The 20,156-nt window shown below is 59.9% G+C and carries 19 protein-coding genes, 1 tRNA gene and 1 pseudogene; 14 read left to right on the top strand and 7 right to left on the bottom strand.

Annotation, left to right across the window (positions count from 1 at the left end; genetic code table 11):
• Positions 1-95: 95 nt before the first annotated feature.
• The 3 genes from VMP31_RS12770 (at position 96) to VMP31_RS12760 (ending at position 4,081) form a co-directional block, all read left to right on the top strand.
• Positions 96-644 carry a heme NO-binding domain-containing protein gene (locus VMP31_RS12770; RefSeq protein ID WP_325507661.1) on the top strand — a complete coding sequence of 183 codons (549 nt, stop codon included), beginning with the start codon at positions 96-98 and terminating at the stop codon, positions 642-644.
• Positions 641-2,851, top strand: coding sequence for a putative bifunctional diguanylate cyclase/phosphodiesterase (locus VMP31_RS12765; protein ID WP_325507659.1), 2,211 nt, complete (start codon positions 641-643; stop codon positions 2,849-2,851). The genes VMP31_RS12770 and VMP31_RS12765 overlap by 4 nt, the downstream gene beginning before the upstream one ends.
• Before the next feature lie 237 nt (positions 2,852-3,088).
• On the top strand, positions 3,089-4,081 hold the full coding sequence (locus VMP31_RS12760) for an NAD-dependent epimerase/dehydratase family protein (RefSeq protein WP_325507657.1): 993 nt from the start codon (positions 3,089-3,091) through the stop codon (positions 4,079-4,081).
• On the opposite strand, the gene VMP31_RS12755 is transcribed toward VMP31_RS12760, so the two are convergent.
• Entirely contained in the window at positions 4,078-4,458 is a 381-nt protein-coding gene (locus tag VMP31_RS12755; RefSeq protein WP_325507655.1) for a MerR family transcriptional regulator, read from the bottom strand. The two genes, VMP31_RS12760 and VMP31_RS12755, sit on opposite strands and share 4 nt — an antisense overlap.
• Positions 4,459-4,801: 343 nt before the next feature.
• Between VMP31_RS12755 and VMP31_RS12750 the strand changes: the two genes are divergently transcribed.
• The 10 genes and pseudogenes from VMP31_RS12750 (at position 4,802) to VMP31_RS12705 (ending at position 13,051) form a co-directional block, all read left to right on the top strand.
• Positions 4,802-5,731 (top strand): ABC transporter ATP-binding protein, encoded by a 930-nt coding sequence (locus tag VMP31_RS12750; protein WP_325507654.1) that lies wholly within the window; start codon positions 4,802-4,804, stop codon positions 5,729-5,731.
• Positions 5,728-6,488 (top strand): annotated as a pseudogene (locus VMP31_RS12745) (ABC transporter permease). Before VMP31_RS12750 ends, VMP31_RS12745 begins: the two are co-directional and overlap by 4 nt.
• Before the next feature lie 101 nt (positions 6,489-6,589).
• Positions 6,590-7,816: an RNA polymerase sigma factor gene (locus VMP31_RS12740; RefSeq protein WP_325507652.1), complete on the top strand. Its 1,227-nt coding sequence runs from the start codon at positions 6,590-6,592 to the stop codon at positions 7,814-7,816.
• 174 nt (positions 7,817-7,990) lie between these two features.
• Positions 7,991-8,365: a YciI family protein gene (locus VMP31_RS12735; RefSeq protein ID WP_325507650.1), complete on the top strand. Its 375-nt coding sequence runs from the start codon at positions 7,991-7,993 to the stop codon at positions 8,363-8,365.
• Positions 8,366-8,450: 85 nt separating this feature from the next.
• Positions 8,451-9,233 (top strand): DUF899 domain-containing protein, encoded by a 783-nt coding sequence (locus VMP31_RS12730; RefSeq protein WP_325507648.1) that lies wholly within the window; start codon positions 8,451-8,453, stop codon positions 9,231-9,233.
• A 24-nt stretch (positions 9,234-9,257) separates the two neighbouring features.
• On the top strand, positions 9,258-9,695 hold the full coding sequence (locus VMP31_RS12725; protein ID WP_325507646.1) for a YybH family protein: 438 nt from the start codon (positions 9,258-9,260) through the stop codon (positions 9,693-9,695).
• Positions 9,696-10,063: 368 nt separating this feature from the next.
• Positions 10,064-10,903 (top strand): hypothetical protein, encoded by an 840-nt coding sequence (locus tag VMP31_RS12720; RefSeq protein WP_325507644.1) that lies wholly within the window; start codon positions 10,064-10,066, stop codon positions 10,901-10,903.
• Between the two features lie 66 nt (positions 10,904-10,969).
• Positions 10,970-11,464 carry a hypothetical protein gene (locus VMP31_RS12715; RefSeq protein ID WP_325507642.1) on the top strand — a complete coding sequence of 165 codons (495 nt, stop codon included), beginning with the start codon at positions 10,970-10,972 and terminating at the stop codon, positions 11,462-11,464.
• A 227-nt stretch (positions 11,465-11,691) separates the two neighbouring features.
• Positions 11,692-12,063, top strand: coding sequence for a TIR domain-containing protein (locus VMP31_RS12710; RefSeq protein ID WP_325507640.1), 372 nt, complete (start codon positions 11,692-11,694; stop codon positions 12,061-12,063).
• A gap of 13 nt (positions 12,064-12,076) precedes the next feature.
• Complete coding sequence (locus tag VMP31_RS12705; RefSeq protein WP_325507638.1) at positions 12,077-13,051, top strand: caspase family protein; 975 nt, start codon at positions 12,077-12,079, stop codon at positions 13,049-13,051.
• Between the two features lie 246 nt (positions 13,052-13,297).
• Here the strand turns inward: VMP31_RS12705 and VMP31_RS12700 are convergent.
• From VMP31_RS12700 to VMP31_RS12680, 5 genes are all read right to left on the bottom strand, one after another.
• A tRNA-Gly gene (locus VMP31_RS12700) sits at positions 13,298-13,371 on the bottom strand.
• Between the two features lie 95 nt (positions 13,372-13,466).
• Complete coding sequence (locus VMP31_RS12695; RefSeq protein ID WP_325507636.1) at positions 13,467-14,351, bottom strand: alpha/beta hydrolase; 885 nt, start codon at positions 14,349-14,351, stop codon at positions 13,467-13,469.
• Between the two features lie 403 nt (positions 14,352-14,754).
• Positions 14,755-15,456 (bottom strand): pseudouridine synthase, encoded by a 702-nt coding sequence (locus VMP31_RS12690; RefSeq protein WP_325507634.1) that lies wholly within the window; start codon positions 15,454-15,456, stop codon positions 14,755-14,757.
• 2 nt (positions 15,457-15,458) lie between these two features.
• Complete coding sequence (locus VMP31_RS12685) at positions 15,459-15,677, bottom strand: cysteine-rich CWC family protein (RefSeq protein WP_325507632.1); 219 nt, start codon at positions 15,675-15,677, stop codon at positions 15,459-15,461.
• On the bottom strand, positions 15,674-17,146 hold the full coding sequence (locus tag VMP31_RS12680) for a sensor domain-containing diguanylate cyclase (RefSeq protein ID WP_325507630.1): 1,473 nt from the start codon (positions 17,144-17,146) through the stop codon (positions 15,674-15,676). Before VMP31_RS12680 ends, VMP31_RS12685 begins: the two co-directional genes overlap by 4 nt.
• A 308-nt stretch (positions 17,147-17,454) precedes the next feature.
• On the opposite strand from VMP31_RS12680, the gene VMP31_RS12675 reads away from it, so the two are divergent.
• Positions 17,455-18,123 (top strand): histidine kinase, encoded by a 669-nt coding sequence (locus VMP31_RS12675; RefSeq protein ID WP_325507629.1) that lies wholly within the window; start codon positions 17,455-17,457, stop codon positions 18,121-18,123.
• A 74-nt stretch (positions 18,124-18,197) separates the two neighbouring features.
• Here VMP31_RS12675 and atzF read toward each other — a convergent pair whose 3' ends face one another.
• Entirely contained in the window at positions 18,198-20,003 is a 1,806-nt protein-coding gene (atzF, locus tag VMP31_RS12670) for an allophanate hydrolase (protein ID WP_325507627.1), read from the bottom strand.
• Between the last annotated feature and the right edge of the window lie 153 nt (positions 20,004-20,156).

The raw sequence follows: 20,156 nt of genomic DNA, 5'->3' as shown, positions 1-20,156 counted from the left end.
GCTGGTGAGCGGGTTGTCCTGTCTGGTATAGCCGCACTTGTCGGTCGTCATGCTGCCATCTATACCCTCTATAGCCTGTTTACCAGAAGGGACGAATGATGCTGGGCATGGTATTCACCGAGTTTCTGGAAATGGTCGAGCAGCGTTATTCGCCCGAGCTGGCGGACCAGATGCTGACCGAAACCCCGCTCGCCAATAATGGTGCCTACACCGCCGTTGGTTATTACCCGTTTGAGGAAATGCAGGCGCTGGTGGCGACCCTGGCCCGGCTGACCGGCAGTAGCGTGCCGATGCTGATACAGGTGTATGGCGAGCACCTGTTCCAGCGCTTTGTCGAGCTCTACCCGCAGATGCTTGAGCACTGCCACGACGCCTTTAGCCTGCTGGCCAGTGTCGATGGGCATGTCCACCAGGAGGTGCACAAGCTCTATCCGCAGGCGCAGTTACCCACCTTTGAAACCACCGAACACACGGAGCAGCGGCTGGTGTTGATCTACCGTTCCAGCCGCGGCCTGGCCGACCTCGCCGAAGGCCTGATCCGTGGCTGTATCGGCCATTACGGTGAAACCATCCGTATACACCGCGAGGATCTGCCCGCTAGTGATGGCATCAGTGCGACCCGCTTCGAGATGACCCGGGCATGAGCGAAGAGCTCTGGCAGCGTCGCCTGGACCGCGAACGCCAGGCGCGCAAGACCGCCGAGCAGTTGCTCACGGAAAAGTCCCGCGAGCTGTACCAGAGCACCATCGAACTCAAACAGGCCCTGGCCGCCTCGGAAGATCAGCGTCGTTTGCAATTGGCGCTATGGGGCAGCGGTGAATTGATCTGGGAGTGGCAGGCGCAGGACAACCTGATGCGCCTGCACTATTTCTCCAGCCAGCCGGGCGAAACCCTGTGCGAAACCCTGCCCTGGGCCGAGTGGGTGCAACGCCTGCACCCGGACGATCAAGGCGCAGCCTTGCGCGACTGGGATGACCACCTCTGCGGCCAATGCGACTACTACGACCTGGAGTTTCGCGTGCGCAGTGCGCCTACCGAGGCCTGGCACTGGCTGAGAACCCAGGGCCGCGCGGTGGAGCGGGACGCCGCCGGCCTGGCGCAGCGCATCACCGGCACCTGCAAGGACATCAGCCGCCAGCGCGAGGCAGAGGAGCATCTGCGCTTGCTGGCTGCGGCCTTCGCCAATAACCGCGATGCCTGCGCGGTACTGGCCAGCGACAAGCGCGTGCTGCAAGCCAACGCCGCCTTTCTCGACCTTATGGGGATCAGCTCCGCGCAATTACCCGAGCTGCGGCTGGAGCAACTGCTGCTCGATAGCGACGACCGCTGCCCCTGGCTGACGCTGAGCAGCACCGATCACTGGCAAGGTGAGCTGACCTGCCTGCGACAAAACGGCCAACGCATGCCCATCGAGCTGACCAGCACCCTGGTACGCACCCGCGACCAACAGCTCGGCCAGCTGGTGCTGTCGCTGCGCGACATCAGCGAACGTCGCCGCGCCGCGGATCACCTGCAGCACCTGGCGCGCCTGGATGTGCTGACCCAGCTGCCCAACCGTCTGCAATTTCAGGAGCGCCTGCAGCGCGCCCTGCAGTGCCGCCAGAACGACAGCTACCTGGCGCTGTTGTTCGTCGATCTGGATGACTTCAAACAGGTCAATGACGCCTTCGGCCACGATATCGGCGACGCCTTGTTGCAGCAGGTTGCCACGCGGTTGCAGCACACCCTGCGCCAGGGCGATCTGGTGGCGCGCTGGGGCGGCGACGAGTTTGTGGTGCTGCTGGAACTGCACTGCCAGGAGGAAGTACTGCGGGTCGCCGACAAATTGATCAAGGCGCTCAACGAACCCATGGATTTTGCCGGCCACATCCTCACCGCGACGCCGAGCATTGGCATTGCCCTGGCACCCGAACACGGCGAGGAGGCCGGCGACCTGCTGCGCCATGCCGACGCCGCCATGTATGTGGCCAAGCGCGAAGGGCGCAATCGCTACGCGTTGTACCGTCCGGAACTCAACGAACAGCTGCTGCACCGGGTCAAACTGGCCAACCTGCTGCGCCGCGCGCTGGCTCAGCAGGAGCTGAGCCTGGCGCTGCAACCGAAGGTCCGCCTGAGCGACCAGCGGATTGTCGGGGCCGAGGCATTGCTGCGCTGGGATACCACTGAGTTCGGCCGGGTTGCACCAGATACCTTTATTCCCCTGGCCGAAGAACTGGGCCTGATCGTACCGATCGGCCATTGGCTGGTGCGTGAGGCCGCCGTGCTGCTCAACGACTGGCAAGAGCGCGGCTGGCCGTTGACGCTGGCGATCAACCTGTCCGCGCGGCAACTGCGCGACGAGCAACTGCTAACGGTGCTGTGCGACAGCATGGGGCAGTGCGCAGCCCCTGCAGGGGCGCTGGAGCTGGAGGTCACCGAATCCATTCTGCTGGAAGATGCCGCCTTCGCCCGCCAACGCCTGCAGGCCCTGCGTGACGCCGGCTTTCGCATTGCCCTGGACGATTTCGGCACCGGCTACTCATCCCTGAGCTATTTGAAGGAACTGCCGCTGGATCGAGTGAAAATCGACCGCAGCTTTATCTCTGACCTCGAGCAGTCACCCCGCGGCCGGGCGCTGCTGTCGTCAATCGCCGGGCTGTGCCGGGCCCTGTCGCTGCAAACCACCGCCGAAGGGGTGGAGACCGCCACCCAACTGCAACTGGTCCAGGCCGAGGGTATCGATGAAGTGCAGGGCTATTACTACTATCCGCCGCTAAGCATCGAGGCCTTCAATCAGTTGCTGGATACGCAGACAAACGCAGAACCGCGCGACAGGCAGGGGGCTTTAGCGGCTCCGGGTAGCCAGCTGTAGGACGTAGCGTATTTCGAACCGTTGGGCTGCATCAACCTACCCACGGGCATAGCGAACAGTCGTGGGCAGTGCTGCGGGAGCGCCCGCAATGGGGCTTTAGGCTGCTTGGGGTGAGCGGCAGCCGACTATCTTCCCTCTCAATGTTTCTGTGTTACCTGGGTTGACTCTGCCCCATGGGACAGACCTTATCGTTCCTCGGCCTAATCATGGTTAAGCCTAAAAGGACAAGGAAACACGATGAACAACTTGTGTCTGGTAACGGGGGCCAACGGCCATCTCGGCAACACGCTGGTGAGAGCGTTGCTTGAGCGCGGCGAAAGGGTGCGGGCCGGCGTGCGCGATCTCGACAACCGCGCACCGTTCGCGGGCCTCGCATGCGAGCTCGTGTATGCAGAGCTGCAGGACAAGGCGGCCATGCTCAAAGCACTGGAGGGCGTGGACGTGCTTTACCAGGTCGCCGCCGTGTTCAAGCACTGGGCGAAGGACCCGCAGGCAGAGATCATCGATCCGAATGTCAACGGTACCCGCATCCTGTTGGCAGCCGCCGCCGAGGCCGGCGTGAAGCGGATTGTTTACGTCAGCTCGGTCGCGGCGGTCGGCCAGAATGGGCAGCCCCTGACCGAAGACGACTGGAGCGCCGAAGAGCACAACGCCTACTTCAAATCCAAGATCCTCGCGGAACGAGCCGCCTGGCATGCGGCGCAGACCCACGGCCTGTGGATGGTCTCGGTTCTCCCGTCCGCGATGATCGGCCCTAATGCACTCCGCCTCACCGACACGATGAACTTCCTCGCTTCAGTGCAGAAACGCGAGGTTCCCCTCGATCCCGACTTCCATTTCAATTTCGTGGACGTGCGCGACGTAGCAGAGGGCATGATCCAGGCTGCGACGAGAGGAAGGCCCGGCCATCGCTACATCCTGGCCAATGAGCACTCGTCCCCGCTGGCTTCGCTCGTCGATGCCGCCAACGCGGTCACGCCCGGCTATCGCCTGCCTCCCCGGGCACCCAAGTGGTTGCTGCTCTGCGTGGCCTGGCTAAAAGAGCGCGTGGCGCACATCACCGGTGCGCCTGCAAACCTGCTGGTCAGCCAGGTGCGGATGTTCTATGGCATCAAGCAGGAGTACAGCATCGCCAAGGCACGGGCCGAGCTGGGCTATAAGCCACGGCCTCCGGAAGAGGCGCTAAGAATGGCCTTTGCCTATCTGAGTGAAAGGCCGGCTCGGGTTTAGGTCGTGCAAGTCGGTTGTGGGGCCTGGGCGAATAGCACATTGATGTCGCGCTTCAACTCGATGAGTCGCTGATCAAGCGCTTTTAGCGCTGCAACCTGCGCCTGCACTTGCAGGCGCTTGGCTTCGATACCTTCATTGGCAAGTTCGAGCGGGAAGCGATTCTGCCGGTTCTTTTCCTCGATCAGTGTGCCCAGTTCGGACAGCTTGAACCCTGCGGACTGCGCCACGCGGATAATCCGCACGATGTCGACATGGTGCGGCGTATAGAAACGGTACGTGCCGCGGCGGCCCGGCTCGGGCAGCAAGCCGAGACTTTCGTACAAACGAATCGCCTTCGGTGTACAGCCCGTCAGTTCGGCAATCCTTCCGATATACATTTCGTTTCCTTCTTCCAGGGGTGTCGCCAAAGAGCCCGATTGTAGTCCGCCTCGTTAGGGCCGGCCATCAGATGCCAATACCCGCAGGAGCAACCGGGTACGCCACTAGGTGGGTGCATGCGAATAAGCGTCCCGTCACTTCGGACACTATATCTTCAGCTTCGCCCCTCGACGCCCTGCGCGCCTTTGCTAGCCAGGTGATAGGCCAGGGGGCGCGGCCACTCGGGCCGCATCGCCACGCCCTGCAGCCAACAAGCGCGCTCCTGTCTAGGCAAACCGACCGTTGCACCTCGCCTGGGTTTTCATACACTCTGCCTTTCTTTTCTTCAGGCAAGGCCCTCCCGTGCAACCGGTGATCTCGATTCAGCAACTGAGCAAGACCTACGCCAGCGGCCATCCGGCGCTGCAGCAGATCGATCTGGATATTCGCCAGGGCGAGATTTTTGCCTTGCTCGGGCCCAACGGCGCGGGCAAGACCACCCTGATCAGCATCGTCTGCGGCATCGTCAATCCGGGCGGCGGGCGGGTGCTGGTGGGTGGCAAGGACATCATCCAGGACTACCGCGCGGCCCGTTCGCAGATTGGCCTGGTGCCTCAGGAGCTGGTCAGCGATGTGTTCGAAACCGTCTGGGCGACGGTGAAATTCAGCCGTGGCCTGTTCGGCAAAAAGCCTGACCCGGCCTACCTGGAGCGGCTGCTGCGCGACCTGTCGCTGTGGGACAAGCGCGACGCGAAGATCTTCGAGCTGTCCGGCGGCATGAAGCGCCGGGTGATGATCGCCAAGGCCCTGAGCCACGAGCCGCAGATTCTGTTTCTCGACGAGCCCACCGCCGGCGTCGACGTCGAGCTGCGCCGCGATATGTGGAACATGGTGCGCGGCCTGCGCGAGCGCGGGGTGACCATTATCCTCACCACCCACTATATCGAGGAGGCCGAGGAGATGGCCGACCGTATCGGGGTGATCAGCAAGGGCCGGATCATTCTGGTGGAAGACAAGCAGGTGCTGATGCACAAGCTGGGCAAGAAGCAGCTGACCCTGCATTTGCAGCAACCCCTGAACAACCTGCCGGCGGAGCTGAGCGGCCACCGTCTGGAACTGGCGGACGAGGGCCATGCCCTGGTGTTCACCTTCGATGCGCAAAGCGAGCACACCGGCATCGCCGAGCTGCTCAAGGACCTGGCCCAGCACGGTATCGACTTCAAGGATTTGCAGTCCAGTCAGAGTTCGTTGGAAGAAATCTTCGTGTCTCTGGTCAAGGAGTCGCGCGTATGAACCTGTATGCCATCAAGGCCATCTACTGTTCGAGCTGGCGCGCACCTGGCGCACCTTGCTACAGAGCATCGCCACCCCGGTGATCAGCACCTCGCTGTATTTCGTGGTGTTCGGTTCGGCCATCGGTTCGAGCATGACCCAGATCCAGGGCGTCAGCTACGGGGCCTTTATCGTGCCGGGGCTGATCATGCTGGCGCTGCTCACCGAGAGCATTTCCAATGCCTCGTTCGGCATCTATATGCCCAAGTATTCGGGGAGCATCTACGAGCTGCTGTCGGCCCCGGTGTCCTATCTGGAAATCCTCATCGGCTATGTCGGCGCGGCGGCGACCAAGTCGATCATCCTCGGCCTGGTGATCCTGGTTACGGCGCGGCTGTTTGTCGATTTCGAAATTCTCCATCCGTTCTGGATGCTGGCCTTTCTGGTGCTCACCGCGCTGACCTTCAGCCTGTTCGGTTTTATCATCGGCGTCTGGGCCGATGGCTGGGAAAAACTGCAGATCGTGCCGGCGCTGATCGTCACGCCGCTGACCTTCCTCGGCGGCAGCTTCTACTCCATCAGCATGCTGCCGCCGGTGTGGCAGACGGTGACCCTGTTCAACCCGGTGGTGTACCTGATCAGCGCCTTCCGCTGGAGCTTCTACGGCGTTTCCGATGTCAATGTGGTACTCAGCCTGGGGATGATTCTCGGCTTTCTGCTGCTGTGCATCCTGGCGGTGGGCTGGATCTTCAAGACCGGTTATCGGCTGAAAAGCTAAGCCAGAAACCGTAGCCCGGATGCAATCCGGGGAGGCATCAGCCAATTTCCCCGGATTGCATCCGGGCTACGACATCCCACCAATGCGTTGCGGGGGAGGTTATGGACGACGCTCAACGAGCCCAGCTCGACGCCATCTATCGCGCCGAATCGCGCCGGGTGCTGGCCAGCCTGATCCGCCTGCTGGGGGATTTCGACCTGGCCGAGGAGGCGCTGCACGAAGCCTTTCGCGCGGCCATGGAGCAATGGCCAGAGACGGGCATACCGGCCAACCCGCGGGCCTGGCTGGTGTCGGCGGGGCGCTTCAAGGCCATCGACCAGTTGCGCCGTCTGCGCCGCTTTCAGCCCCTCGACGAGCAGCCCGAACTGCCCGACGCGACGGTGCTGGCGGACGACGAACTGCTCGAAGACGACCGCCTGCGGCTGATCTTCACCTGTTGCCACCCGGCACTGGCCAGCGATGCCCAGGTGGCCCTGACCCTGCGCGAAGTCTGCGACCTGGGTACCGAGGACATTGCCCGCGCCTTTCTCACCACCCCCGCGACCCTGGCGCAGCGCATCGTCCGCGCCAAGGCGAAGATCCGCGACGCGCGTATCCCCTATGAAGTGCCGGGGCGCAGCGAATTGCCCGAGCGCCTGGATGCGGTGTTGCGGGTGATCTACCTGGTGTTTAACGAAGGCTACTTCGCCAGTTCCGGTGCCGAGCTGACCCGCACCCAGCTGTCTGACGAGGCCATTCGCCTGGCGCGGCTGCTGTTGCAATTGCTACCCGAGCCAGAGGTGATGGGCCTGCTGGGCCTGATGCTGCTGCATGAGTCGCGACGCAGCGCGCGCAGTACGGCCAGCGGCGAGGTGGTGCTGCTGGAGGCGCAGGACCGCAGCCAGTGGGACCGCGCGCTGATCGCCGAGGGCGAGGCCCTGGTCTTGCAGGCCCTGCATTCGCGGCGCTTCGGGGCCTACAGCCTGCAGGCCGCCATCGCCGCCGTGCATGCCGAGGCCGCCAGCGCCGAGCAGACCGACTGGGCGCAGATAGTCGGGCTTTACGATGCCTTGCTGCGCCTGAGCCCGTCGCCGGTGATCGAACTCAACCGCGCCGTGGCGGTGGCCATGGAGCAGGGCCCCGAGGCCGGTCTGACGCTGATCGAGGCCTTGCTGGCCAACGGCGAACTGGCGGACTACCACCTGGCCCACGCCGCCTGCGCCGATCTCAATCGCCGCCTGGGCCGCATCGCCCCGGCCCGTGAGGCCTACCAGCGCGCCTTGCAACTGGCCCAGCAGGGGCCGGATCGACAGTTGCTGCAACAGCGCCTGGCCGAACTAGAAACCTAGGGTGCGCCGCGCGCACCGAGACATTGGCTGCCGGGCCTGCATGCGGTAAACGCACGCGACAGCCAAGACAGCGACCATTCGTCGGCCGCAGCGATATTTTTTCCGCGCTTGTCGAACGCCACGCGCCGCGCTCGACTATCCAATACTCAGCCCGTAAAGGAACCGGAGTTCGCCATGAAATACCTCTGCCTGGTTTATGCCAAAGAACAGGAGCTGCACAGCTCCCCCGACAGCCCCCACGACGCCGAGTGCTTCGCCTACGCCGAGGCGGTAGGGCAGAGCGGCCGCATGCTCGCCGCCGAAGCCCTGCAGTCGGTGCAGACCGCCACCACGGTGCGCATGCGCGGCGGCAAGCTGTCGATCACCGACGGGCCCTTCGCCGAAACCAAGGAGCAACTGGCCGGCTTCTACCTGGTGGAGGCCCGCGACCTTAATGAGGCCATTCAACTGGCCGGGCATATCCCCGCGGCGCGGGTCGGCTGTGTGGAAGTACGCCCGGTGCGCGAACTGCAGGTCGAGCAGGCTCCGCTGCAGGTTCGCGAGGGCTAAGGCACCTAGTTGCCCAGCCGACAACACCCAGCCCCGAGGGCCGCAGTTCGGGGCGGTTAACCATCATCCCAATGGAGGATTTGCCATGGACCGCAGTTACTTTCCCCCGGTCGTCAGCCGCACAGAGTGGCTGGTGGCGCGCAAGGCCCTGCTGGAGCAGGAAAAGGCCCTGACCCGTCAGCGCGATGCCCTGAATAGGGCGCGTAGGCGTCTGCCCATGGTGGCCGTGGAGCAGGACTACCGCTTCCAGGGCCCCCAGGGCGAAGTGGGCCTGCTCGAGCTGTTCGCCGGGCGCAGCCAGTTGATCGTCTACCACTTTATGTACCACATGGACCGCGGCGAGGGCTGCGACGGCTGCTCCTGCCTGGTCGACAATATCGGCCACCAGGCCCACCTGCATGCCCGCGATACCACCCTGGTGCTGGTGTCGCGCGCGCCCCTGGCCGACCTCGAAGCCTTCAAGCGCCGCATGGGCTGGACCCTGCCCTGGTACAGCTCCTACGGCAGCCGCTTCAACTACGACTACCAGGCCACTGCCGACGAGAGCGTCGCTCCGGTCGAATACAACTATCGCGACAAGGCCGAGCTGCAGCGCCTGGGCCTGGACTACCACGTGCAGGGCGAGCAGCCCGGGGTCAGCGTGTTTCTGCGCGACGGCGACCAGCTGTTCCACACCTACTCCGGCTACGCCCGCGGCCTGGAAATGCTGATGAGCAGCTTCCACTACCTCGACCTCACCCCCTTTGGACGTGGCGAAGGCTGGGACGGCATGCCCGATCTGGACGGCAAGGGCCTGAACTGGACCCGCCTGCACGACGAGTACGAACAGCCCGCGGCGCAGCATGAATGCTGCGCCCACAAGGCTTGAAGCACCCACAAGGAGGAAACCGGCATGAGCAATCACAACTTACACACCGCGCTGCAAACCACCCTGGACAGCTGGACCGAGGCCTGCAGAAGCAAGGACGTGGCGCGCATCATGGCTCACTACAGCGAAGACGTAGTGGCCTACGACGCCATCGGCCCGCTGCGCTTCGTCGGCCGGGCCGCCTACCAGGCGCACTGGCAGGCCTGTATGGAAATGTGCAGCGGCCCGACCCTGTTCGAACCCCACGACCCCAGCTTTATCGCCAGCGGTGAAATGGGCGTGGCGCATTACCTGCTGCACTGCGGCGGCAGTGACGACAAAGGCCAGATGCAGAGCTGCTGGATGCGCGTAACCCAGTGCCTGCGCCAACAGAACGGACGCTGGCTGATCATGCACGAACACTTCTCCACGCCCTGCGATATGGAAAGCGGCAAGGCGCTGTTTGATTTGCAGCCGGAGTAGGTGGGCATAGTGGTAGAAGCGGAAAGCCCTGCATACGCAGGGCTTATTCGTTAAGCATCTGGAGCGGACGATGGAAATCGAGCCCTCTGTTTCTGCCTGCGTTATCCTGCAAAGCCTTGCTATTCCTGGGGTCTAGCTGACTCACCACTGCTTTGATCCGCTTTTCTTCGCTTTGATTTCGACACTTTTTCGACACGTTTGCTAGACAGTCTTAAAGTCTAATAGTAGCGTCTAGCTATCACTGCCTCTTGGCTCATCTGGGGTGTGGATATACACGTATTATTTTCCATTGACCTGATTTTTGTTTTTACTAGTAAATAGTTACAAGTAAAGCGTTTGCTGCGGCATAGGGTGTTATCTGCTAATAATTGAAATTGCGTAATGCTACTGCGTTTTATTTAATATTCGGTCAAGTAGTATTTAAGGGGGTGATGTTGAAAGTTTTTTTGAGCTGGTCTGGGCAAAAAAGCCTTGCCGCTGCACAGCTTTTTTCTGAATGGCTGCCATGTGTTATTCAAAAAGCCCAGCCTTGGATATCTTCAAAGGATATTGATAGAGGAAGTATTTGGCTTGGCGAAGTGTATTCACAGTTAGCGGGCTGTAATCAGGGAGTTATATTTGTTACAAAGGAAAACCAAGTTAATCCTTGGCTGCTGTTTGAAGCAGGTGCCTTGTCTAAAGGTATGTCTGAGAACAGAGTATGTACATTCCTTGTTGATCTCAGTATTAGAGATATTGAAAGCAGTTCGCCTCTAAGTCATTTGCATCATACAGTTACTACAAAAGAACATCTTTTAGACTTAATAAAGTCTATTAATAAGCGCCTCGAAAGCGAAGCGGTACAAGAAACAGTTCTTCAGAAAATTTTCGAGGCAATGTGGGACGATTTCAATGTAAAACTTGAAGAGATAAAGTCTCGTCCAGATGAGGTTAGTACGCCGGATCGAACCGATAATGACGTTTTAAATGATATTTTAGAGAATGTACTGAATATCAATAGGAAAGTTTCTAGTCAGGGTGTTCGAAGAAGTCGCTATATTCATGCGGATAAGGCCGTGGAGATAATTGACTTGCTGTTAGATCTTAATGTTGATCGTGAAAATATTATTTCTGGTCTTTCCGGTATGGTTCCGCCTGGCTGGCTTATACGTAGGCTGGAGAAAAAAGACTCTAACAAGGAAGAGGATGAGTTTAATGAGTTGATCTAGTAATCAATTTCTTTTCTGGGTTTAAGGCTTTTAATAAAGTTATTATTTAGGCTTCTTGGTTCTAGTATGAATATAACTCTTGAGTATCTAAGGGATCGTTACAGTGAAGAGCAAGCGCGGTTTGATCACTTCGAAAATAAGTGCGAAAAATTTTTAACATTCGTGTCTGTCTTGATCGGCGGAGTGACTGCTGTCGCGGGGATTAGCAAAGGTATTATATTTCACCCGAGCAGCCCTGTTGGATGGATTGTTCTCTGCGCTTTTCTAATGGCGTCAATATCGATAGCTTGTGCATGGGGACATTCTTTATTAGCGCTGCGAATTGGCGATTGTCCTGTACTACCGCGCAGTAGGGCGGCTGCAGAGTATCTTTCAGTGGTTGATATAGGCACCCAGTCAGAATACATTTACAACTGTTATGTTGATACATTGGAGAAGGTTTCAAGAGCAATCGACGTAAAGTCAAAAAATCTTGAATTAGCCTATCAAGAGCTTTCAATAGGCGCTTGGGGATTAACTGTCGTCGCATTTTTAACTATTTGTATGGAGATTTCAAAATGAGCGAGACTGATAAAAAAATCCAAAACAACAACAAAACACCTCCCCCGCCACCGCCAACCACTGAATACGTTAAAAGGGGTCAAGAGCCAGTCGTGAATAAGAAGGATAAAAGTTAGTTTCTTGTGAGGATATAATAGGATTTATTCGCTTGCTCATTAGTATTTGTTTTGGTCTTTATTTTGCTAAAACAGTAATGAGCAATTCAAACCTTGTTTTGGAGAGTAAGAATGAACGCTAAGAAAACAATTTTTGTGGCTTTTTCAATTGAAGATGAAAAGCAAAGAGATTTGTTGAAGGGGCAGTCGCTAAACACCAAATCTCCTTTTGAATATATAGATATGTCAGTGAAAGAGGCATATGACTCTGATTGGAAACAGAAAGTTCGTACTCGTATTAAGCGCTCGGACGGAGTTATTGCTCTTGTTAGCAAAAACTCGTTAACTTCATCGGGGCAAAAATGGGAAATTGCTTGTGCAAAAGAGGAGGGTAAAAAAATTCTAGGCATTTGGATTTATAAAGATGATAGGACTAATTTAGTCGGTGTTAATACCAAAGTATGGACGTGGGATGCTATCAGCGATTTCATTGACAGTTTATGAAAGGTGATCACAGATGCGTATCGCGCTTATTGTAGGAGTTGACTACTATGCACATGGAGGATCATTGCATGGGTGTGTGAACGATGCCCATGGAGTAAAAGCCGTTCTAGAGCGGCATGATGGTGGTGCTGTAAATTTTGACTGCCGCTTATTAACTGGTACGGGGCCAGCTGATCCAGTTAACAGGGGTGTTTTGAAAGATAGCATTCAGCAATTATTTGAGGTGGATGCGGATATAGCACTGTTTTACTTTGCTGGGCATGGGCATATTGAAGCCACCGGTGGTTATTTGTTGACCACGGATTCTAGTCGAGGAGATGAAGGTGTTTCATTGTCTGAGATTCTTACCTATGCAAATAAATCGCCTGCAAAAAATAAGATAGTTATTCTTGATAGTTGTCATTCTGGAATTGCTGGGGACGCTCCAGGCGTTGATCAGCTAACCTCACTGTCTGAAGGCCTTACTGTGTTAACCGCATCAACCAAAGATCAGTATGCAACTGAAGTAAATGGAAGCGGCGTTTTCACAACGTTGCTCATAGATGCGCTACACGGCAGTGCGGCTAATCTTACGGGTGATATTACTCCAGGCAGTGTTTATGCTCACATTGATCAGTCTTTAGGTGCATGGGAGCAACGGCCTGTATTTAAAACAAATGTTAAGCAGTTTGTTTCTTTGAGAAAATCAGCCCCCGCTATTCCGATAGACGAACTGCGAAGAATTTCAGAGTTTTTCCCAGCGCCAGGGTTTTTTTTCAAGCTTGATCCCACATTTGAGCCTGAAATGAAAGGGCGAGATGCCGGTATGCCCCCACCCAACCCCGAAAACAATCGGATATTTGCGATCCTACAGAAATTCAATCGTTTGAATTTATTAAGCCCTATAGATGCTTCTCACATGTGGAATGCTGCAATGGAATATAAGTCATGCAGGCTTACAGCATTGGGCGAGCATTACAGACGGCTGGTCGAGAAAAATCGCATATAGAACTTCGGGGCTTCTTGGCACACTAGGTCAAAGCTCTTATTCGGCTGCTTTCTTCCAAGCGCTCTACTCGCCTTGGCTCCATGCGCTCGGGCATACCAGCGTCTAGTCACTTCCTGGGTGATCGCTATCCCGCCCCGAACCATCCCGATGCTTTGCGCCTCAACCCGCCAGTCGACACTTCTTCGACTCTGCGGAACACCAGAAACGAAAAAGCCCTGCATCAGCAGGGCTTTTTCGTTAGACATCTGGAGCGGGCGATGGGAATCGAACCCACAGCTCTAGCTTGGGAAGCTAGGGTATTACCACTATACGACGCCCGCAGCGGGTGCCTTTATACCGGAAGTCCGGCCTGAAATGAAGCCCGCGCCGCGGTTATCTGCAATATCGCGGTGCGGGCGGGGGTTGTGTGCAGGCTTCATACGGCCAGCGCGTGCAACACGTCCATCTGCGGGCGGTAGTGGGTCTGACGCAGTGGCTTGCTCTGCAGGAAGCCCAGCAGTGCGGCCTGGCTCTGCAGCCACGCGGCTTTGTGCTCCATGTCGAGGAAGTGCCCGGCGTTATCGATGGTGACGAACTGGCAGTCGTTCAGGTGCTCGGCAAACAGGCGCACATCGTCCGGCGAGGTGTAGGCGTCGTGTTCGCCGTTGACGAACAGCAGCGGAATGTCGATGGCCGACAGGCACTGCATCTGGCAATGGGCGTCGAGGTGCAGCACTTGGTGCACATGGGCATGCATCTGCTGGTATTCGTGGCTGTCCAGGCTGCTGATATGGCGATGGTTATAGCGCTTGAACAGCGACGGCAGGTAGCGGCCGATGGTGCTGTTGACCAGGTGGCCGAGCTGATCGCCGTCGAGGGCGTGCAGGTGGGTCAGGCCTTTTTCCAGGTAGTCGATCATCGGCTCGTTGAGCAGCGGCGAGAAGGAGGTGATGACCGCCTTTTCGATCCGCGCCGGACGCTGGGCCAGGGCCAGCATGGCGGCGACGCCACCCCAGGAGAACGACATCAGGTGATCGGCGCGGAACTGTTCGATCAGTTCGAGCAGGATGCTGGCCTCGTCTTCCTTGGTGATCGGCTGGTGGTGATGGTTGTGCGGCTTCGACTGGCCGGCATAGGGCTGGTCGTAGAGCACCACATTGAACTGGGTGCGCAGGTATTTGACCGTTTGCGCGAAGGCGGCGGTGGTGGAGAGTGAGCCGTTGACCAGGATGATGGTCTTGCGCGCGCTCGGATTGGCGTAGAACTCCGTGTAGATCTTGTAGATTCCGTGAACATCGACGACAGCGGTGGCTGGCTTCATGTCGTTTTCTCCTGGCGCAAGTCGGGGCGTGGCAAAACGGCGGAGCCGTTAAACCGGGCATAAGGGGACAGTCAGGAAAGCGCCTGGACATGACAAACCGATGTCAGGCTGGGAGATTTTTATAAGTATTTATTTTTCAATCAGTTAGGGCTGAAATAGAGCATCGCACCGACCTTTTTCAAGGTGGCGGAGTGATGTCGTGTTACCAGGCAGGAACCCATTTCGCGCAGAGCGCAAGCAACTGAAAGAACGCTTGGATGGTCAACTGTGACTCATCGGTCACATCAAGACCTTATGGCTCGATTTAAGCAGTGGGCCCTGACGCTGGCAAGCCTTTATTCCCTTAGGGCACTACCGTTTATCGGTTAGCTTGCGAACGATGTGACCTGGGGGAAAATTGACGTCAGCGTTTCTCGAAACTGGCGATCTCCAGGGCGCTCAATTCGCGGTATTGCCCGGGGCAGAGGCGCTCGTCGAGCTGGATTGCGCCCATGCTGACGCGGTGCAGGCCGATCACCTTGTTCTGGAAGTGGCCGAACATGCGCTTGACCTGATGGTAGCGACCTTCGAAGAGGGTCAAGCGAGCGTGCCGCGGTGCGAGCAGTTCGAGAATGGCGGGGCGGGTGGTCAGGTTTTCGTACTGGAAGTACAGGCCACGGGCGAACACCGCGATGCAGGCCGGGTCTATTTCGTCCTGGGTTTGCACCAGGTAGACCTTGGGTTGTTGCCCGGTGGGGGCGGTGGCCCGGCGCGACCACTGGCCGTCGTTGGTGAGCAGCAGCAGGCCGCTGGTGTTGAGGTCCAGGCGGCCTGCCAGGTGCAGCTGGTGCTTGTCCGGCTCATCAAGCAGGTCGAGCACGGTGCGGTGCTCGGGGTGTTCGGTGGCGCTGACCACGCCGACCGGCTTGTGCAGCATAAAGTAGCGCGCGGCCTTGCCGGCCTGCAGCAGCTCGTCGTCCAGTTGCACGCGACTGAACTGGCTGACTTCGCTAAGGCCGTCGCGCTGGGTCTGTCCGTCCACCTGCACCCGGCCGCTGGCGAGCAGCTGGCGGGCTTCCTGGCGATTGCAGTGCGGCAGGTTGGCGAGAAAACGATCCAGGCGCATGGCTAGTCGGCGGGCTGGTCGGGCTGTGCCGGCGGGAGCTCCCGAGCGCAGCGCGGGCACAGGCAGATGCGCTCGCGGGCCTCGGCGGGCAGGTTGTCGAGCACCGCGGGGGCGATGCTCAGGTCAAAGCACCAGCAGTGTTCGACGGGCGTGGTCGCGCCCGCCTGGGCGCACTGGTTGGCCTGGCCACAGCGCGGGCAGTGCTGGGGTGAGAGGCTCATGCGGTTTCTTCACACAGGCGGTTGCGGCCACCCTGTTTGGCCCGGTAAAGGGCGCGGTCGGCGCGGGCAATCAACTGGTCGAGGGCGTCGTCCGTCTGCAGGTGGGCGAGGCCGATACTGGTGGTGATCTGCAGGTCGGTACCGTTATGCAGCACGCGGTTGCGCTCGGTCTGCTGGCGGATTTTCTCGCCCAGCTCGCGCGCCTGTTCGGTGGAGGTGTCCTTGAGCAGCAGGATAAATTCCTCGCCGCCCCAACGGCAGATGATGTCGGACTTGCGCAGGTTGTCCCGCAGGTCGCTGGCAAAGCCGCGCAGCACCGCATCGCCGGCCAGGTGGCCGTGCTCGTCGTTGAGTGCCTTGAAGTTGTCGAGGTCGAGCAGCAACGCGCAGAGCGGGCTGTTGTTGCGTCGCGCCTCCTGCAGCGCCTGGTTGGCCAGCAGGTCGAAACCGCGACGGTTAAGCAGTTCGGTAAGCTGGTCGGTGGTGGCCAGGGCGGTGATGCGCGCCTGGTAGCGGCGCAGGGCGAGGCTGACCAGGCTGATCACCACCAGGGTCACCAGCAGGCAGATCAGCAGGTTCAGGTACAGGGAGTAGCGCAGTTCGTCGAGGGCGGCGTTTTCCGGCTTGTCGACAAACAGGTACCAGTTCAGCTCGGGGATAAAGCGCACATTGAGAAAGTGGCCGCGGCCCTGTTCCCGGTACTCGAAGTTGCCACTGCTGGGCAGCGGCAGTTTGGCCATCAGGTTGGCCAGCTCCGGCAGTTCGCCGATCGACTGGCCCACCTTGGCTCCCATCGGGCCGCCGCTGGCTCCGGTGAGGACGACACGGCCCTCGGTATCGACGAAGAACACGCTGCGGTTGTAGCGCTGCTGGTAGGTATCGATCAGCTTGACCACCGCATCCACGGTCAGGCCGACACCGGTCGCGCCGATAAAGCGCTGCTGGTAGTCGAACACCTTGTAGTTGATAAACACGGTCATGCGGTCGTTGTTGGCCATGTCGACGTCGACATTGATCTCGTAAGGGGCCTGCATATCGCGCACGCGGAAATACCAGGCGTCGCGCGGCTCGCTGGCCTTGACCTGCTTGAGCACGCCCTTGGCCTGGTAGTAGGTGCCGCTCTGCTCGGTGACCAGAAAGCTGGTGACGGTGCCGTAATGCTCCTGCACTTCCTGCAGGTAGCGGGTGATCTGCGCGGGGTCCTGCTCGCCGGCCAGAATCCAGTCGCGCATATAGGTGTCGCGGGACATCATCGAGGAAATCAGGATGGGGCGGACCAGGTCCTTCTGGATTTCCGAGTAGACGTTGTCGGAGGTCAGCGGCAGTTCGGTGTCGATAATCCCCGCGCGTATCGAGTCCAGGGCGGTGTAGTAGCTGACCAGCGACGTGGTGAGGAAACCACAGCCGAGCAATAGCAGGATCAGCAGAATCAGCGAGCGTTGCCGGGTAGCGGGGGCGGGACGTGACATACAAAGGGTCTACGGGGGGAAAGTTGAGCGCATTGTAGCCTTGGCCATTGGCGTCTGTCGGCGCTATTGCGCGGGCCGTTCATCGCGGCCCGCCTGGCCGCGCTTGCTGTCGGGCGCAGCGCAGGCCTATGGTGCGCGCACACGAAGAGTCTCCTTGGTGACTTGTGATGCGCTGGCCGGCATTGCGCCTTGCTGATGTGCCCCCGAATGAAGCACCCCAATGTCAGGCTGGGTGATAACGACTGCGCTCGGTTATGCGGCGTTAACCACAGTCTGGTTCGGGTCCTTTTCAGCCATCCGAGCCGCCCATGTCCAGCGTCAGCCCTGGCTACCGCATCAAGTATTCAACCCTGAGTATCGGCGCAGAGGACTTCCATCTGTGTTCCCTGCGCGATAAACAGCAGTTTGCCGATCGCGATGGCCGAGCCGAACGGGCGGGCATCTCTTCTGCGACCTGGCCTCTGTTCGGCCAGCTATGGCCGGCGGGCGAGGTACTGGCGCAGACCCTCAGCGGCATGGCGGTGCAGGGCTTGCGTATTCTCGAACTGGGCTGCGGCCTGGGGCTGACCAGCCTGGTGCTGCAGCGCCTGGGCGCGGATATCACCGCCAGTGACCACCATCCGCTGGCTGGCGAGTTTCTCCTGCGCAATGCCGCGCTCAATGAGCTGCAACCCATCACCTACCTCAACTGCGACTGGGCCGCGTACTACCGGGAACTGGGCCTGTTCGACCTGATTATCGGCAGCGACCTGCTCTATGAACGCGACCATCCCGCCTTGCTCGCCGACTTTATCGCCCGCCATGGCGCGCGCCGCTGCCGGGTGCTGATAGTCGATCCCGGCCGGGGCAATGGCGCGCGGTTCAGCCGCGAGATGGGCAGCCATGGCTACCAGCAGATGGCCGACCCGCTCAATGATCTGGATAACCCGGATGCGCCATTTAAGGGGCGCATCCTCAGTTATCAGCGTTTGCTGTAGGCTCCAGCGCTTCGTAGGGTGCGCCGCGCGCACCGAGGCCCGCTAAGCGTTTGAACGTGCACAGCCTACGCGCCTCAGGCCTTGCTCTGCAGATAGGCCTTCCAGCCGCCAAAGTGGCTGATATCGACTGCCCCGGCCAACCCATAGGGTTCGCAGATAAAGCCGCTTTCCCAACTGCCATCGGCCAGTTGCACCTTGCCCAGGCCCAAGGGGGCCGGGATGCCGGTGAGGAAGGAGCCCAGCTCGGCGCTCGGCAGTTCCCAGACTTCCACGGCGATGGCCACGCCGCCTTCGGCAACCCGCAGCATGCCGGGCCTCAGCGGTGGGCCACCAGCCAGGGCGTAGAGCTGATAGTCCGGCGAGCTTTGGGTGGCCTCGACCAGCTGGCCGCCGCGCTGTTTGAGCTGCCAGTTGAGCGGCAGGCCATCCAGATGGGCACCGCAGACCACCAGGCGGGCGCGGTCATTGCGCGCGATGGCGGCTGGTGCGCCTGGCTCCAGGCTGCGCTCGCCAGCCAGTGGCAGCTGTTGTTGGCGCTGCAGGGCTGCGGCCAGGCTCAACAGATACTGGTCGGTAAAGGCGCGGCCGAACAGGGTCACGCCCCAGGGCAGACCATTGGCCATAAATCCCGCCGGGACCGCGACGGCGGCGTAGTCGAGCATATTCATAAAGTTGGTGTAGTAGCCCAGGTCGGCGTTGCGCGCCACCGGTTCGGCCTGCAGTTCGGCCAGGGTCACCGGGCGCGGATAGGCCGGGGTCAGCACGCAATCGAGCTTAGCCATGATCCGCTCGCACTCGGCCTTGAGCGCCTGCAGGCGGTACTGGGCGCGAAATAGCTGAACGGCGCTGGTGCCCGGGGCTTTCTCCAGCACGGCCTTGATCACCGGCAGCACGGCATCGGGCTGAGCTTCGATCAACGCCCCGGCGACGCTGTAGCGCTCGGCCACCCAGGGCCCTTCATAGAGCAGGCGGGCGGCCTCGAGAAAGGGCGCGAAGTCGATTTCTACCGCTTTGCCGCCCAAGGCCTTGAGTTGTTCGATGCTGGCGGCGAACAGCGCTGGGCTCTCGGCGCAGCCAAGAAACTCCAGCTGTTTGGGCACGCCGAAACGAAAGCCCGAGCGCGGTGCGCCAAAGGCGCTGCCATCGTTCCAGAGCGGGTTGCTGCGGCTGTATTCGTCGCGTGGATCGAGGGTGACGGTCAGGGCCAGCAACTGGCTGGCCTCGCTGGCCGTGGCGGTGAAGTAGGTGACGCAGTCCAGGCTGCGGCAGGCGGGCACCACGCCGGCGGTGGAGAGCAGGCCCTTGCTGGCTTTCAGGCCGACCAGGTTGTTCAACGCGGCTGGCACCCGACCGCTGCCGGCGGTATCGGTACCCAGGGCAAAGCTGGCCACACCCAGTGCCACCGCCAGGGACGAACCGGCGCTGGAACCGCCGGACGGGTAGTCCGGGTGCACCGAGTTACGGCAGGCCCCGTAGGGCGAGCGGGTGCCGTTAAGGCCGGTGGCGAACTGGTCGAGGTTGGTCTTGCCCAGCGGCACGGCCCCCAGGGCCAGCAGTTGCTCGACCAGGGTGGCGCTCTGCTCCGGCGTGTAGGCAAAGGCCGGGCAGGCCGCGGTGGTGGGGATACCGGCCAGGTCGATATTGTCCTTGATGGCGAAGGGCACGCCGTATAGCGGCAGATCCGTCGCCGACTTGCCGTCCAGCGCGGCCAGGTAGGGTTCCAGCTCCGCTTCGCTCAGTAGATGGATAAACAGATTGAACTCGGGATTAAGTACCGCGGCCTTGTTGCGCAGGGCTGTGATCAGCTGGCGCGGGGTGGTGCTACCGGCCAGGTAGGCGGCTTTTAGTGCATCGAGGCGTAGATCGAATTCGTGGGTCATATTGGCTTCCTCGTAAGGTTGGAATGCGGTCAGTTCCCTCTACCCTTCGGGGAGAGGGTTAGGGTGAGGGGGCCAGGCGCGTGCGATGTCGTTGTCTGGCCCTTTCCCCTCACCCCAGCCCTCTCCCCAGTGGGGAGAGGGGGCTTGTTCTGT

This window comes from Pseudomonas sp., from assembly GCF_035512415.1.
Classification (GTDB): domain Bacteria; phylum Pseudomonadota; class Gammaproteobacteria; order Pseudomonadales; family Pseudomonadaceae; genus Aquipseudomonas.
This window is presented reverse-complemented; position numbering and strand designations above follow the sequence as displayed.